At 46.9% G+C, this 22,258-nt stretch carries 15 protein-coding genes; 7 read left to right on the top strand and 8 right to left on the bottom strand.

Annotated features, from left to right (window positions below; genetic code table 11):
* Nucleotides 1–344 precede the first annotated feature (344 nt).
* Nucleotides 345–581: a hypothetical protein gene (locus JHJ32_RS08220; RefSeq protein WP_200120655.1), complete on the top strand. Its 237-nt coding sequence runs from the start codon at nucleotides 345–347 to the stop codon at nucleotides 579–581.
* A gap of 46 nt (nucleotides 582–627) precedes the next feature.
* Nucleotides 628–2,331: an NERD domain-containing protein gene (locus JHJ32_RS08215; protein ID WP_200120654.1), complete on the top strand. Its 1,704-nt coding sequence runs from the start codon at nucleotides 628–630 to the stop codon at nucleotides 2,329–2,331.
* Between the two features lie 367 nt (nucleotides 2,332–2,698).
* Here the strand turns inward: JHJ32_RS08215 and JHJ32_RS08210 are convergent, their stop codons facing one another.
* Nucleotides 2,699–3,931, bottom strand: coding sequence for a YozE family protein (locus JHJ32_RS08210; RefSeq protein WP_200120653.1), 1,233 nt, complete (start codon nucleotides 3,929–3,931; stop codon nucleotides 2,699–2,701).
* A 710-nt stretch (nucleotides 3,932–4,641) separates the two neighbouring features.
* On the opposite strand from JHJ32_RS08210, the gene JHJ32_RS08205 reads away from it, so the two are divergent.
* Both JHJ32_RS08205 and JHJ32_RS08200 read left to right on the top strand, forming a co-directional pair.
* Nucleotides 4,642–5,682 carry a helix-turn-helix domain-containing protein gene (locus JHJ32_RS08205; protein WP_200120652.1) on the top strand — a complete coding sequence of 347 codons (1,041 nt, stop codon included), beginning with the start codon at nucleotides 4,642–4,644 and terminating at the stop codon, nucleotides 5,680–5,682.
* A gap of 13 nt (nucleotides 5,683–5,695) precedes the next feature.
* On the top strand, nucleotides 5,696–6,442 hold the full coding sequence (locus JHJ32_RS08200) for a hypothetical protein (protein ID WP_200120651.1): 747 nt from the start codon (nucleotides 5,696–5,698) through the stop codon (nucleotides 6,440–6,442).
* A gap of 22 nt (nucleotides 6,443–6,464) precedes the next feature.
* Here the strand turns inward: JHJ32_RS08200 and JHJ32_RS08195 are convergent, their stop codons facing one another.
* On the bottom strand, nucleotides 6,465–7,991 hold the full coding sequence (locus tag JHJ32_RS08195) for an LA2681 family HEPN domain-containing protein (protein ID WP_200120650.1): 1,527 nt from the start codon (nucleotides 7,989–7,991) through the stop codon (nucleotides 6,465–6,467).
* 343 nt (nucleotides 7,992–8,334) lie between these two features.
* Between JHJ32_RS08195 and JHJ32_RS08190 the strand changes: the two genes are divergently transcribed.
* Both JHJ32_RS08190 and JHJ32_RS23160 read left to right on the top strand, forming a co-directional pair.
* On the top strand, nucleotides 8,335–8,532 hold the full coding sequence (locus tag JHJ32_RS08190) for a hypothetical protein (protein ID WP_200120649.1): 198 nt from the start codon (nucleotides 8,335–8,337) through the stop codon (nucleotides 8,530–8,532).
* A gap of 145 nt (nucleotides 8,533–8,677) precedes the next feature.
* Nucleotides 8,678–8,845 (top strand): recombinase family protein, encoded by a 168-nt coding sequence (locus JHJ32_RS23160; RefSeq protein ID WP_200120648.1) that lies wholly within the window; start codon nucleotides 8,678–8,680, stop codon nucleotides 8,843–8,845.
* 257 nt (nucleotides 8,846–9,102) lie between these two features.
* Here JHJ32_RS23160 and JHJ32_RS08180 read toward each other — a convergent pair whose 3' ends face one another.
* Nucleotides 9,103–10,182, bottom strand: coding sequence for a hypothetical protein (locus tag JHJ32_RS08180; RefSeq protein ID WP_200120647.1), 1,080 nt, complete (start codon nucleotides 10,180–10,182; stop codon nucleotides 9,103–9,105).
* Between the two features lie 50 nt (nucleotides 10,183–10,232).
* Nucleotides 10,233–12,785, bottom strand: coding sequence for a cation-translocating P-type ATPase (locus JHJ32_RS08175; protein WP_200120646.1), 2,553 nt, complete (start codon nucleotides 12,783–12,785; stop codon nucleotides 10,233–10,235).
* A gap of 186 nt (nucleotides 12,786–12,971) precedes the next feature.
* Here JHJ32_RS08175 and JHJ32_RS08170 point away from each other — a divergent pair, with 186 nt between their 5' ends.
* On the top strand, nucleotides 12,972–15,365 hold the full coding sequence (locus JHJ32_RS08170; protein WP_200120645.1) for an ABC transporter permease: 2,394 nt from the start codon (nucleotides 12,972–12,974) through the stop codon (nucleotides 15,363–15,365).
* An 8-nt stretch (nucleotides 15,366–15,373) separates the two neighbouring features.
* On the opposite strand, the gene JHJ32_RS08165 is transcribed toward JHJ32_RS08170, so the two are convergent.
* From JHJ32_RS08165 to JHJ32_RS08150, 4 genes are read right to left on the bottom strand one after another with little or no spacing between them, the layout of a single operon-like run.
* Nucleotides 15,374–15,940, bottom strand: a complete 567-nt coding sequence (locus JHJ32_RS08165; protein ID WP_200120644.1) for a cytochrome b/b6 domain-containing protein — start codon at nucleotides 15,938–15,940, stop codon at nucleotides 15,374–15,376.
* Between the two features lie 2 nt (nucleotides 15,941–15,942).
* Nucleotides 15,943–16,704 carry a phosphatase PAP2 family protein gene (locus JHJ32_RS08160; RefSeq protein WP_200120643.1) on the bottom strand — a complete coding sequence of 254 codons (762 nt, stop codon included), beginning with the start codon at nucleotides 16,702–16,704 and terminating at the stop codon, nucleotides 15,943–15,945.
* Nucleotides 16,705–16,706: 2 nt separating this feature from the next.
* A complete protein-coding gene (locus JHJ32_RS08155; RefSeq protein WP_200120642.1) occupies nucleotides 16,707–17,834 on the bottom strand; it encodes an efflux RND transporter periplasmic adaptor subunit in 1,128 nt (375 codons plus the stop codon).
* A gap of 10 nt (nucleotides 17,835–17,844) precedes the next feature.
* Entirely contained in the window at nucleotides 17,845–22,167 is a 4,323-nt protein-coding gene (locus JHJ32_RS08150; RefSeq protein WP_200120641.1) for a CusA/CzcA family heavy metal efflux RND transporter, read from the bottom strand.
* Between the last annotated feature and the right edge of the window lie 91 nt (nucleotides 22,168–22,258).

Genomic DNA, 22,258 nt, shown 5'->3' with positions numbered 1-22,258 from the left:
TTTACATAACTTAAAATCGACTATAAATAACATAACCTCATATGACACCACTTGCAACATAACCTAAGCCCAATTGTGGTCGATTTTCTTTTGGAATTATTTGTTGAGCCCTTAGCACTGAACGAATATCCACAATTGCCATACTTTCTCACCGATCACCAATTGTCGCTCATCGTCAAAGAGAATTGGAGCTGTTTTAGCAAATTCTGATCTTGTCATAAATTAAGCGCCAACGACAACAGCATGTTAAATACTTATGGGGTAACTGCCAAATTTTCATCGATATATATCGCCATTTGCTTTGGCAATCTTTTTGAGTTTATAATCCCATAAATCTAAGTTATATGGCACTTTATCATTACAAAAGCACAGACGGCGTAAATTATCATTACAGCGAGTCGTTAAAAGAGCTACCAAAGGGGTACTTGCATTACGAAGGAAAATCGTTTGGCGAAGTAAGTCTGTATTACCAGGCTACGGATGGAAAAACGACTGACATAATTGCTGATTCAATAGGTTCGGAAGGAGATGCTCGCAAAGAAATGAAAGAAACTTTTTCATGGATCAAAGAGATAGAATAATCCAGCTTAAAGGCACATTTCTTTTAGCAAGTACCAATTTAAACCCATGACATTAGAGGAATTATCAAAGCAATTAAAAGAGCTTATTTCCACCTATGATACAGGATGGCTGTTAGGCGATCTTTCGGGATTGATGCATGCCGGCGGCAATCATACAGCGGCTGATCAGCTCGGTAAGCTGTCCTCACCCCAGCGGCAGTTGTATTATCTGGCTGGGCTTTTGATGACCTCTGATCCGAGGAACGGAACGGATAATATGTATGATCCTGATAAATGGGACGAAATCGTGAACTTGTTGAATAAAATAGAACAGGCATACGCCGCCATGTTTTTTCCAAAGGACGAAGTGGTGGATGACCACTGGCAGAAAGTCCGAAAAGTTGCGATGCCTTCTTTTCTTGATTATTTTAATCAGGGACCGCTCAATTTTGAAGAGCAGATTATCAATTGGGTAAAGGACCTGTATGCGCCGTTGGATGGCATTGTGATAAAGGAAACCGGTTTGCAAACAGCGGATTTTTTGCAATTCTACGCGAATGTGGATGCTTTACATCAGAAGAATTTTCAAGGCGTTGGTCTGAACGGTACTCCCCGCGCAAATTGGCGCGACTATGCGAAAGTACAGATGGTCAATACTGCGCCAGAGCCGTTGAAAGCGATGATGGATGATACGATGGAGCCAGTATTCTATTATATGGCTGACCACGGCATTATAGATCGCTTTTATGCAAACGAACTTGTATCTCCAGAATTACCCATTGAAAAGGTTGAGACGATTTTAAACTTGCTTTCTGCCGAAAGAAAACAATCGGACTTTTTGTACTATACAGCCATGAAACCCGGAAATCCGCTGTATGAAAAACCGATTGCTAACCTGGGCGACGGGATGTATCAGATTTTTGAGGTAAAGCAGGTGATCCACGCAATTGAAAGTTTATTAGAAAAGACTTGTTCAAAAACCAAGGCAGATACAACTGCTCTGGTAGCCAGAAAAGGCAATTTACTGGAAGACCGCATTGAGGAACTATTTAAGGCGTTACTGAAACGCGATTATAAAATTTTTAGGGGCTATTATGTTGATGGCTGTGAGCAGGACTTGCTGATCCTTTGGAAGAACTATGCATTTATTATCGAGGCTAAGGGTTACAACCTACGAGAACCGCTCCGCGACCCCGATAAAGCATTTGTACGTATCAAAGACGATTTTAGGGGTTGTATTGGTTATGGTTATGATCAATGCAGGCGAGTTGAAAGCAAGTTTTTGGCGGCTCAGTTGCTTGATATTTGTGATAACAAGGGCAATGTACTGGAAACTATCGATACATCAGAGTTCGAAGATAATGCATTTTCGGTCGTTGTGAACTTGAAGACGTTTGGTCAGGTACAGATTGATCTTTCTTCCTTGTTGGAGATACCTGATGAAAGTTCCTATCCGTGGGCAGTTAAGCTCGATGATTTAGAAACTTTTATTCTCACGTTGTTGGCACGAGGCAAAGGGCCGAAGGAATTTTTAAATTTTTTGAGAATGCGAGAAACGCTGCATGACAAACTAATTTGTAATGATGAATTGCAGGTTTGCGGTGCGTTTCTAACAGGCACTATAAACCAAAAGTTAATCGATTCGAAAGAGGTTATTATGACGACTCCAGACCACGGTAATATCTTCGACCAGCAATACAGGAAGGGAATTGGTTTTCGTGACGAAAAATACCTAATAGAAAAGAAAAGTGGTAGGTGGCTTTTCTGGTAACTGTAACACTATGTATTTGACCAAATAGGAGATTTCAGCAAAGACCGACCTTGCAATCGGGGGCATCCCCTATATACCGACCTAAGTAAATAACCTCATTGCTCAAAATCCCTCGTCGGAACAAATCTCCCTATTAGCCCCACCATCCTTCTCATCCACACTCAAGCTTTTGTATATATACAACTCCACCATATTCGCAAATCCTATTTCATCCGTAATGGTCACGAACAGCCCTCTTAGTCGTTCCCGGCCACTTCGAACGGTAATTATTAGTCCGCATCCTTATCTGTATAAAGATAATCCCATGCCATCTCTCTACAACAGGAGGCACGGGATTATTTAATACGTAAACAGCGTCAAATACACTTCATGAAGTTACATGATTGATACATGCTAATTCTGGAGTACTGCGTACTTCATCTAAACGAACATAATGTTCGTCCCCCGCTTTTTTTAAAGGACGCTCTATCCTAAACGTATAGTGACTTTCATCCACTTCGAGAACAGTGACAGGAATAGCTTTACTCCCTTCCCAGGAAACCCATGCCTTATCTCCAGGGACAAAATTTTCGATTGTTCGTTTAGAATAATGAAGAGGCTCTACATTTTTAACAAACACGATTTTTCTTTGATCGTGCATCTTTTCAGTAGACCGTTTCACTTTCTTAATAGAATTTGGCGACCCCTTTTTGCGCAAATACGACTGGTAAGATTTCCATGCTCTCTTTAAAGCTTTCATCGCTCCCAAAGGCGGGTGGTTCTCTAATAAATAGTCTTCGTAATCCTCAATGTTAGCATATGACGGCCAAGGCTGGCTTTTATCTGTAAAGCCCCGTTTGTTTGCTAAGTCGCCCAACGGAGTATCTCTGTTCTTTTGCTTTGTTAGCCAGTCTGCGAAGCTAGGTTCAGGCCCCGCAATTGTCGCAACCTCACTAGGGGGCTGTGCACTACTAATTATCCCATGGTAGCCATCTCTCATTTTTACTACAGCTGCGTCTAAAGTATCAGCTTCGGCAGAATAGTGATTCGTCTTAACGTAGCCAATAGAGCCTGCTATCCGTTTCAAATTGAATACATAGACCACTCCTCTCTTACCTTTTTTAAACGACAATAATAGGCTGGGGGAAACGTATTCGCGGAAGACTACGATTGCGATTTCGTCGTTTTGAAATTCTACCTTAACACCATGTCGTTGAACCTTTAGGTCTTTAAAAAATGAGGGGCTCGAGTTCAAATGCTGGTCGGCAAGCGCTTTTCCCAATTCTTCCAAAGTTGGCCAAACAGTTTGTGTAATCCATTTTTCGTCGTAAAGAGGCAAGTAAACGCCTTCTCCCAATTCATTTGGTAAATTTTCCGGTAAGCCTTGAAGATCTTTACAACGTTCTTTGATAAACTCGGTTGGAGTTAGGACAATAAACTCTGCCTCTTTTAAATTGCCGATGGGACATTTAGAGTCCGACAGTAGGGAAGCACGAGACGAATAACCAAAATAAGCTGCTACAAGCTCGTGTGCGTGCGAAGACTTTAATTGGATACCGAATTTGTTTAAAGATAAAGAGCGCAGGGAATCTGCGCATTTTTTTGTGATTTCAAATTGCATAGCAACCTCATGTTAAAACTGGACTTAAATTGTTGTCATGAGTGTTTAAATACAACCTATGCCAGCGGTTTAACTAAAGTTTGCTGTAAGGCTTTATTATTTAATAGCCTCGCGTTTCAGTCACTCATACCTGGGGCGCTCGATTCCTACTGCTAAGTTAGGAAAAAATTAGTAAAAGCAAGTATGCTAACGAATCATTTTTTAAACTGCAATTGATCATACCATTCTCTTCAGCCCAAAAACCTTAATTCCGATACCAATTTCGGGCATTAGCTTCTGGGCGTTCCAAAAAACCGCAAATCGCTCGCTGAGGGTAATTCCGGCATAAACTCAAACTTCATGCTTCTTGCAGATGGCAAAGAATGAATAGATTATGGCCGCGCTTTGGACAGCCTCTTGTGTTCCGGCGAAGAAGTAGTTTTTCCGACCCAAATTATGGAAGGCTTTCCATAAACTCGGTTATACAAGCGTACAGTTATGCAAAGAGCAGCGTGATTTACCGCTTACATTCACTGTAATTGACTGTTGCATGGTGAACGACTTTGCATAATCAATGGTGGTTGTCCCCGTTTCTTTTGGGTGCTTTGATGTTCATTGCTATCTTATGTATATTTATAGCCAAAGTTGGGGAGACGGATTGGGATTGTTTGACAACCGTTGGGGAGGGAGGTGATTTTTAGTATTGGTAAATTAACAGTGACCGTTTCGTTATGCCTAAAGTGAGTTTTTCAAATGTCATTTTCAACAAAGAATTAGCCGCACTCGAATATGGAGACATTGTTGATTTCTTTGTTGACGCCAAAGAGGAATCTACTCGATTGGAGTTTAAGGGGTTCTCGGCCCAACATGGGAATTTTAATAATAACCTTGACGGGGTAATAAGGGGAATTTGTGCTTTCTTAAATTCAGAGGGCGGTCTACTTATTTGGGGTGCCCCGGAAGGTATCCCTAGGGGAAATAACAACAAACTATTCCAAGGCGCATTGTCACCCTTAATTACACTAAAGGAAAAGGATTGGCTAATAAATAAGATTTCTGATTCAATAACGCCCCTCCCAATAGGAATTGACGTCGGGGTATTGCGGGACAACGGTAATGTTGTTTATGTGTTCGAGGTTCAACAAAGCCCATATTCGCCACATCAATATAAGAACACCTATTATGCCAGATTGGACGGGCAAACGAAACCCGCACCGCATTATTTAATAGAGGCTTTATTTAAGAAGATCAAATATCCCAACATTGAAGGATTCATAAAGCCGGAATTTATTATTAAGAATGGTAGTTCCTATCTGCTGGATATTTCTGTTTTTCTATTCAATTTTTCCCAGCTTCAAAATGAAGAAAACATATCGTTCCGTTTACTGAGTACTAATGGGAGATTCGTTAACTCCGATGACCCCGCATTTTCGTATAGATATAATATGAGCGGTCATCAGTTGGTGTTTAACGACTTTTCGAGAGTTTTGCATTTTGGAGCCCCCCAACGCCATGCAGAACGTATAGCATTCAATTTAGCTGAGTTGGAAGCAATTGGTTATGAAGTTGCGTTGCTGTTGTCATTTGGTGGCAAACTTTCCCCAGCTAAAACATCGCGCTATACCTTAAACCTTGGAAATGTTGATTGGGAGCATCCGAATGAACCGAATTACTTGTTGACTTTCATTGAGGAAAATAAACTATTTATCGATAGACAGACCGAGTTGGGGGCTACGAGGGAAAGTGTATTACAACAAACTCTGAAACGATAACTTCTCATTTGGAATGGAGAAAGATCTCGCTGATAACATTTATAACAACCTCATGAACTTGTTTTTTGAGCCGGAAATCCGTGACCGTAAAAAGCAAGGATTAATTGGTGAGGATTTCAAGTTACTTGCGGCCCAAGCGCTGTTTTTCCCGGATGGAAAGCCGCAAATTATCAGATTAAATGAAGAAGTCTCTATACAAGTCAAACTTAAAAAAGGAGTTGATGGTACTGTTGATGGCTTTTGGCCTTCCAAACATGAGGTGGAATATATAAGACCTAACGAAGAACAATATTTGAATTGTGGTCACGTAACCCTACTGTTGCTTAAAGACACCTACCAACTAACATTCGATTTTCAATATAATAAGAAAGCATGTGAAGAACATCTCAAGGTCGCCGGGCAATTCTTAGCGACGAGCAAATATGCCTTGGAGAACAACCATTTTGTTGCTTTCATTGATAACTCCTTTAGTACAATTGAACTCTTGGCCAAGATTGATTTGCTACTTGCGACGGATAAAAACGTAAGTGGGAAGACCAACCATAAAGCAATACAATCTGCTTTCAATAGGAGACATAAAAAGCCTTTTTCGGAATTTGAGCAGATCCAACGAGACATTTTTAATAAACTGTTTACCGCAAGGAATAAGGTTAGGTATTTGCATGGAACGGTCATTATGGATAGTGACGAAATGCTCGGTATTTATCGTGCACTTCGTGAAATGTTCGATAACTTATCAAAAAGGCTATCATTTGAATAATTGCTGAAGAAGATAAAATAAGTTATATTTTATCTTCAAATCGCATATTTGGCAGAGTAAAGGGTATGGTTAACTTCGGCTCTTTGGTTTGTTCTTCATGATGTATGGCCAATGAAGTATATATAATCGCTGACCGGATTAGCTTCATTTGTTTTAAAGTTTTCCGTTCCAATTCTCCCCGCCCAATGGAATACGTCATATCGTCTGATTCATCCGCCCCGGAACCGCCATTTTCAACGACCTTGAAAGATTTATGTTCTATGTGATTACGGATTTCAGCCAACTCCCTTGCTTCGGGTTCTATTACTGCCTGATGGGCATCTTCTTTGTCGAAAAGATCCTTACTTAGCCAATAGAGTCCCCTTAATGCAAGATTCTTGTTTTTATGGAAAACGTTACGGAGCGGCTTTCCTTTTTGGGGCTCGTGCCACAAACCCCGAAAACTGGTTCTATTTCTTTCTATGCCAATGCCTAAATAAAAATTCAACAAATAGGCGATTTTATCAAAAAGCGAATAAACCAAACGATATGCAATCTTTACTTTTTCAAGGTTATGGGAATACTCCGCATATTCCAGCGTATCGACGAGTACGATGTCCTCATCGCCATAACTCTGTGCTGGTAACTGGGTTCCCTCATAAAAAAGAAACCTTGCTGTGCCATATTCCTGCTTGATTTGGTTGAATAAAGAATGGTACTTTGGTGGGTCGTCTGGTGCAACTGTCATACTCGGCAAATGCAGAATATCTTGGCAGGCGATGTTGTAAGGCGCGAGGTCATTAAGGGGATTAATATATAAGGTTTTATCTACACACCATTTTCGGTAATTGGCAAGTCCTTTATCCGTACCCAAATCATAGTCAAAGGAGTGTTCTTTGTCCAGGTATTCCGTTGGCCAATGGATACGAATAAGTTGATAAAGTCGTAGGAACGAATTGTATGCTGCTGGATAGATATGGTCTTTCCATATTAATGCGCTTTTGAGCGACTTGTGCGAATGGTACATGAAGATATTTCGATGTGAGTCGTCATATAAGCATCCGGCATAGCTATGTAGTCCATGCCCCAGATTTCCCAATGCCATTGGGAAGTCCGGGATCACTTTCAACGCTATGTTCCAATATTCTTGTGCTTCTACAAATCTGCCGACATGGGAAAAATAGTTGCCCAAATTGGTGTAAACCTGACATTGAAATTCCTCCATGGTGTTCTTGAATCCGGGTATAGATATACATTTTCTTAGGTGGTAGAGTTCTTTGGTAAGTTCTTCCTGATCGTAGTCCCAACTTTCCTCGGTTTCAAATCTATTGAAGTGTCGTTTTGCAGCCCAAGCATTGGCCAAAAAATAGTGATAGTGCATTTGCTGAGGGTTGTCCAATCGATCAATATCTATTGATTCCGATAATAAAAAGGCTTTATCAAGGAAAGCACGGTTCCCTTCATCTGATGCAAGGTCAATGAGTTGTCCTATAATATCTAAAACTTCCTCCAAAGTAAAATCTGTTGGATTTAGGCTCGCCAACTCCGCGGATGTAATTTTTTTCGGCATACTCGAAAAATTTCTATAAATGTCGGGATAAAGGCGGTAAGCCAAAAGAAGAAATACTCCACATAAGATATATATCTTTATTGTCCTAAACATCCGATAAATGGTAGATTATAAATTGACGCAATTGAATGTTACTGTTAGAGAGGTTGTCGTAGGTAACAAACGGCTAACTAAAACCATGTTTAATCAAATTGAGCATGAATCCTGTTTCAATGAAAAGATGGATTTCATTGGTGATTTGATTATCTGATATACGAAAGATAAAGATGACAGGTTTCTTCTCTGGGTAAATAAGGGAAAACTAAGGAAAACAAAACTAACACCCTATTATAAATATTATAAATTGTCAAGAAGTGCTGATTATGCCAAGCTATATGAAGTAAGTTGGTTCCTAAGAAAGGGTAAAATCGAGTTTGAAGGACTAGACAAGGGCGAGCAGGCGGTTTCCGAAACTGTTGCTGACCCTAAGCTGTACGAAGTGCTTGTTGATAAAGTAAGGTCGTTTCTCGATTCATTAGTCGATCAGCAAATATTTCTTTAAGCCTTCATTCCAATGTTGGGTATGAGCGCCGCTATACACTGCTGGAAAAAATCTCTTAGGTGATAATGATATTCTGTAGTTAAGCTATCCCTAAACCTATTCGCGGTTCTAATTTGTTATACAGCTGAATTAAATCTCCTGTTTTATGAAATCAGCTTATTTATACGTGCGGGTCAGCACTGACGAACAAAAGAGGAAAGGCTATTCCTTGCCGGAGCAGGAAGACCGGTTATTGAAATATTGTGAATCCAATGATTTCTTGTTAAAGGGATTTACCGAGAGGATTTTTCCGCAAAGAATTTCAACCGGCTAGAGTGGAAGAAGCTAATTTCAGTTAGTAGAAAGGAGCGTGGCAAGGAAGAGAAGAATATCTTATTTATCAAATGGGATCGGTTCAACCGTAACATACAATAAGCATATGGGATGATAGGGATACTAAGGAAATACCATACTAAAGTGGCGGCTATTGACCAGCCGGTTGATCTGGATATTCCGGAGAGTTCGGTGATGTCAAGAACCATTTCTAAGGTTAAAACAGGAGGCGCAGACATAGTAATCGCTAACTATCTTTTAAATCTGGTGTGCGGTTACGTTTCGAACGTATGTTCTTTGTTCTATCGCAAGGTAGGCGATTAGGTAAGCCAGAGTGCTCTCGGCACCTTGATTTCTGTTAATGCCATCACGACCCAGTCCGTCGCAGCAACCTCCGGTTTCTGCATCATATAAACTTAAATGTAGGTCATTTTCTCCGTGGAACCACATGAAAGCCGTGCGGGCCAACCGGAAATAATGCTGATCGCTGCAGTCTCGATAAGCCTCTATATAAAGCAATACAGACGCCATGGCATCAACGGGTTGTTGATCAAAAGTAGCGATTTCCTGATTGTGTTTAAACCAACCATTGTTCCCTACCGGGCGTAAATATCCCTTTTGCATTGTATGCTTTTCAAGAAAGGCCAAACTCTCATAACCAACTTTCCGGCAAGAATCATCTTTGAGCGTCCGGGCGGCACGGATCATCGCTAAGGGCAGAAACGCGTTGTCATACGCCAACAACGACTCGTACCAATGCCAATTTGCCTGACGGTTCAATTGGTATTCATCATAAAGTTTATGCATCAACTGGTGCAGCAGGCTGGTTATCCGGTCATCCGTCGAGTGGTATTTCAGATAGTATGTTATCCCCAGTATGGTTGTTGCAATACTCCTGATCGAACGGAGTTGTCCGAATTGTGGAACGGATTTAAAGAATATTTGGCGTGCCGCCTCCAAGTAAGCATTTTCTGGCGCATGCGCGATAGTATATCCAAGGGCCCATATGGCTCGGCCAAATGCATCTTCCGAACCCACATCGTCCAGGAACCGTCGGTCAAATGCCATGAAATTCCGAAATGTTCCGTCAGGATTTTGGGCATAGTTGATGTAGGCCAGATAACGGGAGATAAGTCGAAGTGCTATTTTGTCTTTGCTTTTTTGGTACACCATTGTCGCCATCAATAATGCACGTGCGTTGTCATCCAAGCAGTAACCTTCATGGTAATTCGGGATACTGTAGATGGCATGCTGGACGATTCCAGTATCATCCGTAAGCCGCAAGATGTGATCAAGATGGAATTGCGGCAATATCCCGCTATAACTTACCGTATTCATAATAAAATCCTTTTGTGGTGGATTGCAGGAGTTTCTTGTCATGGCGCTATTCAATGTAGATTTGCATCCCTTTTTGGCTTTCCAGTCAGGGGATCCAAAACCCTGCTTTCCTTTCTGCGGAACCATTTATAAACTTCAAACCACAATACGGAGACCACGGCTAGGGCCAGGCAAATTCCCAATTCGGAAACCCGCAGGGATGTCACGTCAAAAAATCGGGACAGCGGCTTTACGTATAGAATGGCAAAGAGCATGACCAATACCAGCACCGTGATGCCGGTGAGCAAGAAATTCCTGCTCTTGAAGCGCTCAAAAATGCTGTAGTAGAAGGATCGGTTGGCAAAGCTCAACAGGATATTCGCGAAAATCAGCGTGGTAAATACCATCGCTCTCGTTTTTTCTTCGCTTCCGCCAGCTTGGACAGTCAGCTGATAGGCAAACAGCACACCGGCGGTAATGACCAACCCCTGGACGATGCTGATCATCAGTTCACGCCCGTTTAAAAACGTGTCGGTCATGATCCTGGGCGGTCGCTGCATGGCGTCCCGTTCCATGGGCTCATTTTCATAGACGATGGAACAGGTAGGTCCCATCACCAGCTCCAGGAAGATGACATGGACGGGTGTGAAGATCTGCGGGAATACCCACCCCAGAAATAGCGGCAACGAGACGGTCAGGATGATGGGGATGTGGATGGAAATGATGTATTGGACGGCTTTCTTGATGTTGGCATAAATCCGCCTTCCGGCGGCAATGCCCGTGATCAGCTTTTCCAGATCGTCGTTGGTGATCACCAGGGCAGCAGCCGATTTGGCGATTTCCGTCCCTTTATTGCCCATGGCCACCCCGATGTGGGCCGCTTTCAGGGCGGGACCATCGTTTACGCCATCGCCCAGCATCGCCACCACTTCGCCACGTTTTTTCAGTGCGTTCACCACCGCCAGCTTGGCTTCGGGAAACATGCGCGTAAACAGTGTGGTGCGTGCCGAGAGCTGCATCAGTTCTTCTTCCGAATGGTTGATGATCTCGGCGCCATTGACAGGCGGGGCTTCGCTAACGATGCCTGCTTGGGCGGCGATGGCGTTCGTGGTATCGGCGTTGTCACCCGTGATGACTTTGACAGCAATCCCGGCGTCGTAAATCCGTTGAAAAACGTCTTTGATGCCTTTCTTGGGCGGGTCGTAGAAGACGGTCAGCCCCAGGAATTCAAAGACGAAATCCTGCTGTTTTTTGGGGAAGTCATCCCCCTCGAATTGGGATTTGGCCACACCGAGTATGCGGTATCCCTGCTGGGCGAATGTTTTGATCCGGTCCCGTACCCGTTCTTTTTCATCAGCTGAAAGCCGGGACACGCTGAGGATGGCTTCGGGCGCACCCTTGGCGGCAATGATCCGGTTTTTGCGGACATCTTCGAAGAGGTGCGTCATCATCGGGGGTTTCCCTTCGAGCGGATACTCATGGAACATGCGGTAGTCGCCCCGCAGGTCGCTCGGCTGCGTTTGCTCATAGACGTTGTGGAGCGTTTTCTCCATGGGGTCAAAAGGGGCAGGCTCGCTGCTCCACATGGCATAGCTGATGAGGGTCGACAGCTGTGGGTCGTTGAAGGATGGGGGGTCGTATGTCTTGTCGGCCCGGAAATCATAGAGGTTAATCAATTGCATCGAGTTTTCCGTAATTGTACCGGTTTTGTCGGTGCAGATCACCGTGGTGCTGCCCAATGTTTCGACAATGCTGCTTCGCTTGATGATGATGCCCTGCTGCATCAGTTTCCAGGCACCCAAGGCCATGAAGGTGGTGAATGCGACCGGGATTTCTTCGGGCAGCACCGACATGGCCAGCGTCAGCCCGTTGAGCAGACTCGCAATCAAGTCGCCGGTCTGGTAATACCTAAAAAGACAAACCATCAGGAAAATGACGATACCGATGATGGCCATCGTTTTTACGAACCGGGTGATCTGACGCTGTAGGGGAGAGGCTTCCGCTTTGATGGTCAGCAGCGATTCGCCGATTTTACCGATGCGGGTTTCCGTCCCGATTTCCGTTACCTCGAAAACAGCTAGCCCGGAAACAGTGAGGGTGCCGCTGTATACCCGGTTGTCGTCCGATCGGCTATCCTTGAATACGGAGAAGCTTTCGCCGGTAAGCGAAGCTTCGTTGACAGAAAAATCGTTGCTGTGTACAATGCGCCCATCGGCATTGATGATTTTTCCTTCTTCGGTGATGCAGAGATCGCCCACGGCAATCTCGTGGGTGGGGATTTCCACAACGATTGAATTCCGGATCACCCGGCTCAGGGGCTCATTGAGCTTTTCCAGTGCTACCAATGCTTTTTTGCTGCGGTTATCCTGATAGAAAGAAATGGCAGAGACCGCAACAATCGCGGCAAACATAAACGCCGCTTCGCCGTAATCGCCCACAATCACATAGATGAGTGAGATGACGACAAGCAGGATCAGCATCGGTTCTTTGAGGATATCGATGAGCAGCGATAGCCAGGAGCTTTTCCGGACGGTAGCCAATTGGTTATAGCCGTATTGGTTCCTGGAAGCGGCTACTTCGCTGTCGGTAAGGCCTTTTAGATGGCCGGGGATTTGATAAGGCATACTGCTGAACGTGATGACACGTTAAAGTTACGGATTATTCCCTCGGGTTAGGTATGGTTTTTCACGGTGTGTCGGAACCGGACACTCGTGTGTATCGAAACCGAACACTTGGGTTGGCAACATAGGGGATAAACCTAGGCTTTTGGCATCTCGACGGATTGGCATCGGCTTTGGGGCTGTAATGGTATGATCAAAGATTACCTGAAAGTGGCTTACCGGAGCTTGCTGAAAAACAAGCTGGCTACGTTGATTAACGTGTTCGGACTGGGACTGAGTATGTCCGTGGGATTGATGATCCTGATCCGGACCATGGACGCGTTTGACATCGACCGGTTCCACCCTGCTCCGGAAATGACCTACCGCATTAACTCGGCTTACCACAGCCGGCAGGGTGATAATTGGAAAATGGCCAGTTCACCGCTGCCGTTGGCAGGTAAGCTTGGCGAACAAGCTGATCTGGTAGACGCGGCGGTGGGCATCTATCCCTCGTTGAGTGGCAAAGCGACCAGCGATGGGAAAGAGCTGCATATCAACGGGGCATTTACCGATAGTTCCTTTTTTTCGATTTTTGGATTCAGGTTACTTTCGGGCGATCCGGCGACGGCATTGCGGGAGCCTAACACCATCTTGATCTCCAAAAATACAGCAGAGCGCTTCTTCGGCACACCGGACGCCCTCGGCAAGGTGATTGCGTTTGAGCATGGCGGAGAGTTTGTGGTATCCGGCGTGTTGGAGACACCGCCGGGAAAAGCGCACTTCAGCTACGATGCGTATGCTTCATACAGCTCGATACCGGCGATGGAACGGCAAGGCATATTGCCCGAAAAATCCGGCGACTGGTTTGCGTTCAATACGGCATATACCTATGTGTTGCTGAGGAATAAATCGGATGCAACCTTGCTGGATAAACGGCTGCAAGCCGTAGCCGATGAGCTCAACCAACTGAATAAAAATGGCGTTACGTCGTTTGTGCGCCAACGGTTAGACCGTATCAGTCCGGGGCGGGAAAGCCTGGGCAATGAAAATGCGATGGGTACTTCGTGGACGAAGATCTATACCGAAGCGGGTATTGCCCTGTTGATCCTGTTTGCGGCGTGCTTCAACTATACCAACCTGACCGTTGCGCGGGCGCTGAGCCGGGCGAAAGAGGTAGGGGTGCGCAAGATAAACGGTGCCAAGCGGGCGCATATCTTTGCGCAGTACATCGTGGAGTCCGTAATGCTTAGTTTTCTGGCGCTGGGCTTTGCCTGGATAGTGCTATCATTCATCATCCGCTATGCACCGTTCAACGATGACTATGAATTCATTCCCTCTTCTTTTTACTACAACATCCGCTTCGTTACCTGGTCTGCCGTATATGCCCTGTTCGCGGGATTGGTAGCCGGATCTGCTCCTGCGTGGATGCTCTCTGCCTTCAAGCCCCTTGCGGTGCTCAAGAACCTGTCGACGGCGAGGATATTGGGGCGGGCGGGCATCCGTAAGGCCCTTATCGTCTTCCAGTACAGCCTTTCACTGGTTTTGATTATTTTCCTGTTTGCCTTTTTTAAGCAATTCTCCTTCATGTCGGCGGCAGATCCGGGATTCAAGCGGGAGCATGTGCTGGTGGTGCCGTTGGGCGAACTGGATGCCGATATTACCGCGCAACGGCTCCGTGGAATCAGCGGCGTGAAAGCAGTGGGAGCATCGTCTGCCAATTTCACCAAGCATTTCAGCGGGATGGCGATGCCGGTATGGAAAACGGTCAAAGACGATGCGATAAACCTGAGCTATTACGATGCGGATGCGTCGTTCCTATCCTTGATGGACTTCGAGCTGGAGGCGGGCCGGGGCTTCCCAGAAGAAGGCGGAAACAAGGAACGTTACCTGCTGCTGAATGGCAAAGCGGCACAGGCATTCGGTTTTGCCAACCCGGAAGACGCCGTGGGGGAGGAGCTGTGGGTGAATGACTCCACGCAGCTGCAGGTAGCGGGTGTGTTGAAAGATTTCAATTACAAAGGAAGCGGGCAGCAAATCGAGCCCTTGGCGTTCCGGTCGAGAAATGATGCCTATACGAACCTGTATGTGGAAACCGCGGGAGGCGATACCATTGGAGTGCAACAGCGAGTGGAAGCTGCATTGACCGATCTGCACGGTGGGCATCCGGCGACGGTTTCCTGGCTTTCCGACGTGCTCGATCAGCGTAACTCACAGTCGGCGACCCTGTCGCTGCTGGGATTCATCGGTTTCATTGCACTGGTTGTGGCTACCCTCGGGTTGCTGGGGCAGGTGACCTATGCCGTGGAGGTGAAGCGCAAGGAAATTGCCATCCGCAAGGTAATCGGGGCGGATAGCTTCCGGCTGGTCAGCTCGTTGTCGAGCGGATTTATCAAGGTGCTGTTCGTTGCCGGGCTCATCGCCATGCCGATCGGCTGGCTGTTGGCGACACTGTTTCTGCAAAATTTTCCCATCAAGGCAAACTTCACCTTGTTAAATCTGTTGATGTGCTTGCTGTTTTTGCTGGCTGCCGGTTTGTTTACGATCGTGTCCCAAACGTACCGGGCAGCGATTGCCAAGCCCGTGGAAAATCTGCGGTTGGAGTGAAGGCTTACTTAGTCTCCGCCGATCATCCGCGAGGTGATCCCTTTTTGGGGGGTGGATTCTGTCATCCAAATCCCGATAAAGTGTAATATGGCAAATATAGGGAACCAGTAAATCGCCCACTTATGTACGGCTTCCATGGGTGCCTTCAGGCTGCTGTCTCCCCATTTCAGGTAGCTGCCAGTAATGGCGGTAATGACGACTAAAAGGTAAAACAGTACGTAAACGAGCCCTTGTATCCGTTCTTTCAGCGCCTGTTGGCGTTGGAATGGGTTGGGAAACCGGATGCCTGCCACGGCCATGTAGATCAGCCGGGCGGCAATTACCGCGAACAGGATGTAGGCTGCCAACTCGTGCCACTGCCACATGGGCGAAAGTATGCTTTTGATGATACCCTGCGTTTGTGCCTGGCTAATTGCACCCGATGCGTGCCGTTCGATGGCGTTGAGGATTGCCTGTTTCCCCATCCAGTTCATCCGTAAAAAGCCCGTGATGAATAATACGGACATTAATGCTGCGGTACACCAATGCAGTCCTCGGTGCATGGAGGTGAATTGTTTTGCTGTGTTCGTTTTCATGATTAAAATGTTTTAGTGATATTCAATCCCAATCGACCCGGCTGATAAACCGGAGCTATGGTTAAAAAATGACGATTGTTTTTTGGATTGAACCATTTTGAGGTAACGGGATATAGCCAATAGGCAATCTCGGAGGATAAAATACCAATACCCGCGCCTGCCACGACGTCACCAACCCAATGCTTATCGTTGAATATCCGGTAGATGCCGGTCATCGCTGCGATGGGGTATCCGGATATGCTCAGCCAGAAATGGCTGTCTCGGTATTCCCTGAACATAAAATGGGCTGCGGAAAAGGCGGTGGCAGTATGGCCGGATGGGAAGGAAAGGTTGTTGGAACCGTCCGGCCGCTGCTCGCCAACCCAACTTTTGGTAGGCACGACAATAACTCCTAATATCAGTTGGGAGGTAATATAGATTACTGTCCGATCTTTGAGGTTGTGCTTGCCTTTTACCCCAAAAAGGTTGAGACCATAAACCGCTGCGGCAGGCGCGTATTGGGTATAGTTGTCTATGACAGCTCCCGCTACGATGTGCTCCCTGGTTTCATGACGGGTAGATGCATTCAACCCTTTTAAACCCGGCGACAGTAAACTTAATGCCCCATAAGAGATGAATGTAGCGGGGATAACAACCCCCATTACAGAAAACCTATTCGTATTGCCTATACGGATGGTTGTCAGCGAGTCCGGATCCCTGGCCTCCTGTGCTTTTAGTTCGGTTGTATAACCCACGATAAAAAGCAATAGTACGATCGCTCTCATTGCTACTCCTCCGCTTTATTTTTCAATGCCATCAGCAGCGTATAGGCCCCGGATTGAACAATCTTTGCTCCCTCCAGCGCTTGTGCATCGGCAATTTCCGTCCAACCATTGCCGGTAGCGCCGGTCTGCACGACGGTCATTTCGAACCTGTTTCCCTCCCTTATCGTAAACACGTATTCCCTGCCTTCAAAACTGACGATGCTTTCTTCGGGCAGGGCAGGTGTTTGCGCGTCGGGAATTTCCAGTTCGGCGTTCATATACAATCCCGGAATCAGCTGCGGATCCGGGTTGTCAAAATGGGCGTGGATTTCAACCGCCCGTTCTTCGGAAATGGCTTTCCCGGTCAGGATTACCTTGCCGCGGTATTTCTTTTCGGGGCTGCTGTTGGTATATGCGATAAGCGGCTGCCCGATTTTCACGTTCTCCCAGTCCTTCTCAAAAACCTTCAGGTTCAGGTGCAGGTCGCGGGGATTGACCAGCTCGAACAATACATCGGAAGGAGAGACATATTTGCCGACATTCACGAATACCTGTGTAACATAACCGTCAAACGGAGCAAAAATGCCGATCGTCCGTTTGATGTTTCCGGCCGATACCTTGTCCGGCCGGATGTTGATTAACCTCAATTTCTCTTGCAATGCCTGTTTTGAGATGAGCAGCGTTTCGTAATCGGCTTTTGCCTGCTGATACACTTTGTCGCTGCTGGCCTTGCTTCGGTTCAGTTCGCTTTGACGGTCGTATTCAGCCTTCCTGTTTTCCAGCTGGGCCGTGGCCGTCAGGTAGTCCTGCTGCAACTGGATGTACTGGTTGTCTTCCATCTCGGCCAATAGTTCGCCTTTTCGGAAATGCATGCCCGGTAAGAGCTTGGTAGAGGTTACGTAACCCCCCAAGGCACTGCTTACCGATATCAGGTTTTGCGGTGGTACATCCACTTTCCCATTCAGTTTGAGGGTGTGGGTGATGGTTTTTTCTTGTAAGATAGTCGTGGATATCGAAATGGATTTCAGCTGTTCGTCGGTCAGCTCCAATACATTTTCAGTTTCGGTGGTGGCCGATTCCGCGGCTTTTTTTTTCTGATTACTGCAGCCGGATAGTATGAGCAAACCAGCTAGAAAAATAATCGTTTTCATTGTAATTAAATTAGTTTGAAGTAAGGTACTGCAGGGTAATGATGCTTTGGTTGAGCAGCATAACCGCTAGGTAATAATCGTTTTGGATTTGTGTCGCCTGATTGTTTAGCATCACCCAATCCAAATAGTCGATTTCACCATTATCAAATTGTTCCTTTGCCGCGTCGGCAACCTGTCGGGCCCGGGGCAGCTGCTTGGTCCGGTAGTCGTCTACAATCTGTCGTTGCGTCCGATAGCTGCTTAAAACCGTTTCGTATTCTGTTTGCCATTGGGCTTTTTGGTTGACCAACTCATTCTCGGCGAAGGCCACCCGCTGGGCTTCGGCCTTAATTTGTGCTTTCCGGCCGCTGGCGAAGATCGGGATGCCGATGCCAATTTCCACGGAGTTGAAACGATTGTTATTCAGGTCACGGAAGCTTTGGTTGGAATACCCCGCAGACAAGTTGGGTAACAACTTCGATTTCTCCAGTTCCAATAGGGCATTGGCTCTCTCGACCTCGCGAGCCGATAACAAGACCTTGGGATGTGCTTCTGCATCCATATCGGCGAGCGGTGGGTTGACGTCTATCAATAAATCTTCCGAAACGGGTTCATACCGTATGGCAGTATTTAGCAACAGCTGCAGTTGGATTTTTGCCAAATCGATTTCATTTCCAAGTGATTTCAATTCGATGGCGATGTTCTCGCGTTGTATTTCTGCAGCTGCTTTTTCCAGCACGTTAGATGCCCCCTTTTCAAACCGTAGCGTGGCTTTTTCCAGGAAATCGGCGTATAGGCTGTCCGTTCGGTTCAAGATTTTCTCTTGCTCGCGCCATACCAGAATGTGATAAAACAACTGGGTAACGGACCTTCGCATTTCCGCGCGATTCAGATGTACTGTCAGGACGGCAGCATGCCATTCTTGTTCCAGTAGTTTTTTCTGTCGGCTATAGACCGTAGGAAAGGCGAATGACTGGGAAATTCCGAATTTATTGTCTATCTGGAGGCTGTTGATCTGCCCTAATTCGGCGGTAAGCGCCGCTTGTGGCAGGTTGAAGGACGTTGCCTTCCTTTTTGCATAATATTCGGCAAGCAACTCGCTGCTTTTTACCGAAAGGTTGTTTTTCGCCGCCGTGTCGATGGCCTGGCCCAGGGTGATGGTTTGAGCAAACACCGGAAGCTGGATCAGCACCAACACCGTACCCATCGCACTTTTTTTGCCAAAGGCCCATTTCGGAAGTTTGATTTTTTCAAACCAGATAAACAGGGTGGGCAGCACAAAAAGCGTCAGGAACGTAGCGATGAGCAACCCGCCGATTACCACTGTTGCAAGGGGCCGTTGCACCTCAGCTCCGGCACCCCGGCTAACAGCCATCGGCAGAAAGCCAAGCGAAGCCACAAAAGCGGTCATCAATACCGGCCGCAACCGCGTTTTGGTCCCGTTGAGGGCAATGGCATACAGGTCTTTTTCTCCGGCTTTTTTCAGGCGGTTGAATTCCGCAACGAGTACAATGCCGTTGAGTACGGCTACGCCGAATAACGCAATAAACCCCACTCCGGCGCTGATGCTGAACGGCATCCCGCGTAAAGCCAGCAGGAAAATGCCCCCGATGGCAGAAAGCGGAATGGCTGTGTAGATCAATAAGCTTTCTTTGATGGAGTGAAAAGCAAAAAACAGCAGGACAAATATCAGCACAAGCGATACGGGTACGGCAACCATCAGGCGGTTCTTGGCTTGGTTGAGGTTTTCAAACGCACCGCCGTAGGTGATGTAATAGCCCGGAGATAGTTTTACGTGCAGGTCGGCTTTCTTCTGTAGTTCGTTTACGATGCTTTGCACATCACGTCCCCTGACGTTAAAGCCTACCACGATCCGTCGCTTGGCATCTTCACGCTGTATCTGGGCCGGACCATTCTGGATGCTAACATCAGCCACTTGGTACAGCGGAATCTGACTGCCCCTCGGTGTCGGAATTAGCAGGTTACGGATGTCTTCCAGGTTCTCCCGTTGCTTCTCGTCGAGCCGAAGGACCAGATCGAACCGTTTTTCGCCCTCGTAAACCTTACCCGCGCTTTGTCCGGCAAAAGCGGTGTTAACCACCCGGTTGACAGCTACGATATTTAGCCCGAATTGGGCAATATTCGCCCGGTTATATTTTACAATGACTTGTGGAAGCCCCGTAATCGGTTCTACGTATAAATCCTGCGCACCATCCACCGTTTTGATGATTTCACCGAAACGATTGGCGTATTCCGCCAGGCTATCGAGGTCTTCCCCGAAGATTTTGCAGACCACGTCCTGCCGGGCGCCGGTCATCAGCTCATTGAAACGCATCTGCACCGGAAACTGAAACCCGGTACTGATGCCGGATACCGCTTCCAGCGATTTGCTCATCTTCTCGGCCAATTCGGGAAAAGTTTCGGCGGAGGTCCATTCTTTTTTGTCTTTTAGGATCACCATCATATCGCTGGCCTCCATCGGCATCGGGTCGGTAGGCACCTCGCCACTGCCGATTTTGGTCACCACTTTCTCCACTTCGGGATACTCGGTTTTCAGGATATGGGCAGCCTTCTGCGTATAGTCGATGGTGGTTTGTAGGTTGCTGCCCGTCAATACGCGTGTATCGACGGCAAAGTCACCTTCCTCCAGTGCAGGAATAAATTCGCCACCCAATCGCGACAGTATCAAAACGGCAAGGACAAAAAGCGATACCACCAGGAGCATAACGGTTTTGGGGAAATGCAATACCTTTTGCAGGGCTTTGTGATGGAGGTTTTCCAAACGCTGCATGAGCCGGTCTGAAAAGCCCGGTTTATGCGTTAATTTTTTGCTCAGTGCCAATGAACTCATCATCGGGATGTAAGTCAGCGAAAAAATGAAGGCACCGATCAGCGCAAAACTGACCGTTTGGGCCATCGGTTTGAACATCTTTCCCTCAATGCCTTCCAACGTAAAAATCGGCACATATACAATCAGGATGATAATCTGCCCGAATACTGCACTGTTGACCATCCGTGTTGCGGACTTGCCGACCTCCCGATTCATCTCCTGTTGTGAAATTGATAAGCGCGCTCCATACCCATTGCCCTGATGCAGCTGATGCAACACGGCTTCCACGATGATGACGGCACCATCCACAATGAGCCCGAAATCCAGTGCGCCCAGGCTCATCAGGTTTCCGCTTACGCCAAACAAGTTCATCAGGATGATGGCAAAAAGCATGGAAAGCGGAATGACAGACGCGACCAGTAGTCCGGCCCTGAGGTTGCCGAGGAACAATACCAGTACAAACACCACAATCAGTGCACCTTCGGCAAGGTTGGTTTCGATGGTGCGGATGGCATTGTTGACCATTTTGGTGCGGTCAAGGAACGGTTCGATGGTGACCCCTTCCGGAAGTGTTTGCTGGATGACCTCGATCCGTTCCTTCACGTTTTTAATGACCTCGTTGCTGTTTGCACCCTTGAGCATCATCACAACGGCTCCGGCTACTTCGCCGCGATCGTTGTAGGTCATGGCACCGTAGCGGGTAGCATACCCTGTTTCCACGGTAGCTACGTGCTTCAATAGCACGGGAGTGCCATCGGCAGTAGTGGCAACGGCGATGTTGGCAATATCGTCTTCGTTGCCGATCAGCCCCTCGCTTCGGATGTATAGGACGGTTGGCCCTTTTTCGATATAAGCGCCGCCCGTATTCTGGTTGTTATTCTCCAGGGCGGTAAACAAGTCGTTGATCGTCAGGTTAAAGGACTGGAGCTTGTTGATATTGATGGCGATCTCATACTGCTTCAGCTTCCCGCCAAAACTGCTCACCTCGGCGACGCCCTGTACACCCAGCAGCTGCCTGCGGACAATCCAATCCTGGATGGTGCGCAGCTCGGTTACGTCGTAACGGTCTTCGTATCCTGCTTCCGGGCGTACCACATACTGGTAAATTTCGCCCAGACCGGTGGAAATCGGCCCCAGCTCAGGCGTCCCGATGTCGTCGGGTATTTCATCCCGGACCGTTTGCAGGCGCTCCGTTACTTGCTGCCTTGCCCAGTACACATCGGTGTTGTCGTCAAAAACAATGGTAACCAGCGACAGTCCAAAACGGGAGAAACTGCGTATTTCGGTAATCCCGTTGATGTTGCTGTTGGCCTGCTCAATGGGAAATGTGACCAGGCGCTCGATGTCGGTGGCTCCGAGCGACGGGGCCACGGTAATCACCTGCACCTGGTTGTTGGTGATGTCGGGCTGGGCATCGATCGGCAACCGCGTGGCCTCGTATAGGCCAAAGCCGATCAACGCAATGGTAAACAGCCCGATGATGAGTTTATTCCGGATGGAAAACTCAATGATGCTGTGTAACATGATTTTTTTCTCTGTTAATCAAATTAGGAAATGACGGTTGACAGGCGCCACGGATCGGGTTGCCTGTGCCGTTCTACGATAAAATCAATTT

The sequence above is a fragment of the Parapedobacter sp. ISTM3 genome (assembly GCF_016533505.1).
Lineage (GTDB): Bacteria > Bacteroidota > Bacteroidia > Sphingobacteriales > Sphingobacteriaceae > Parapedobacter > Parapedobacter luteus.
Note: the sequence above shows the minus strand (reverse complement) of the source record. Positions and strands in the feature narration are given on the sequence as shown.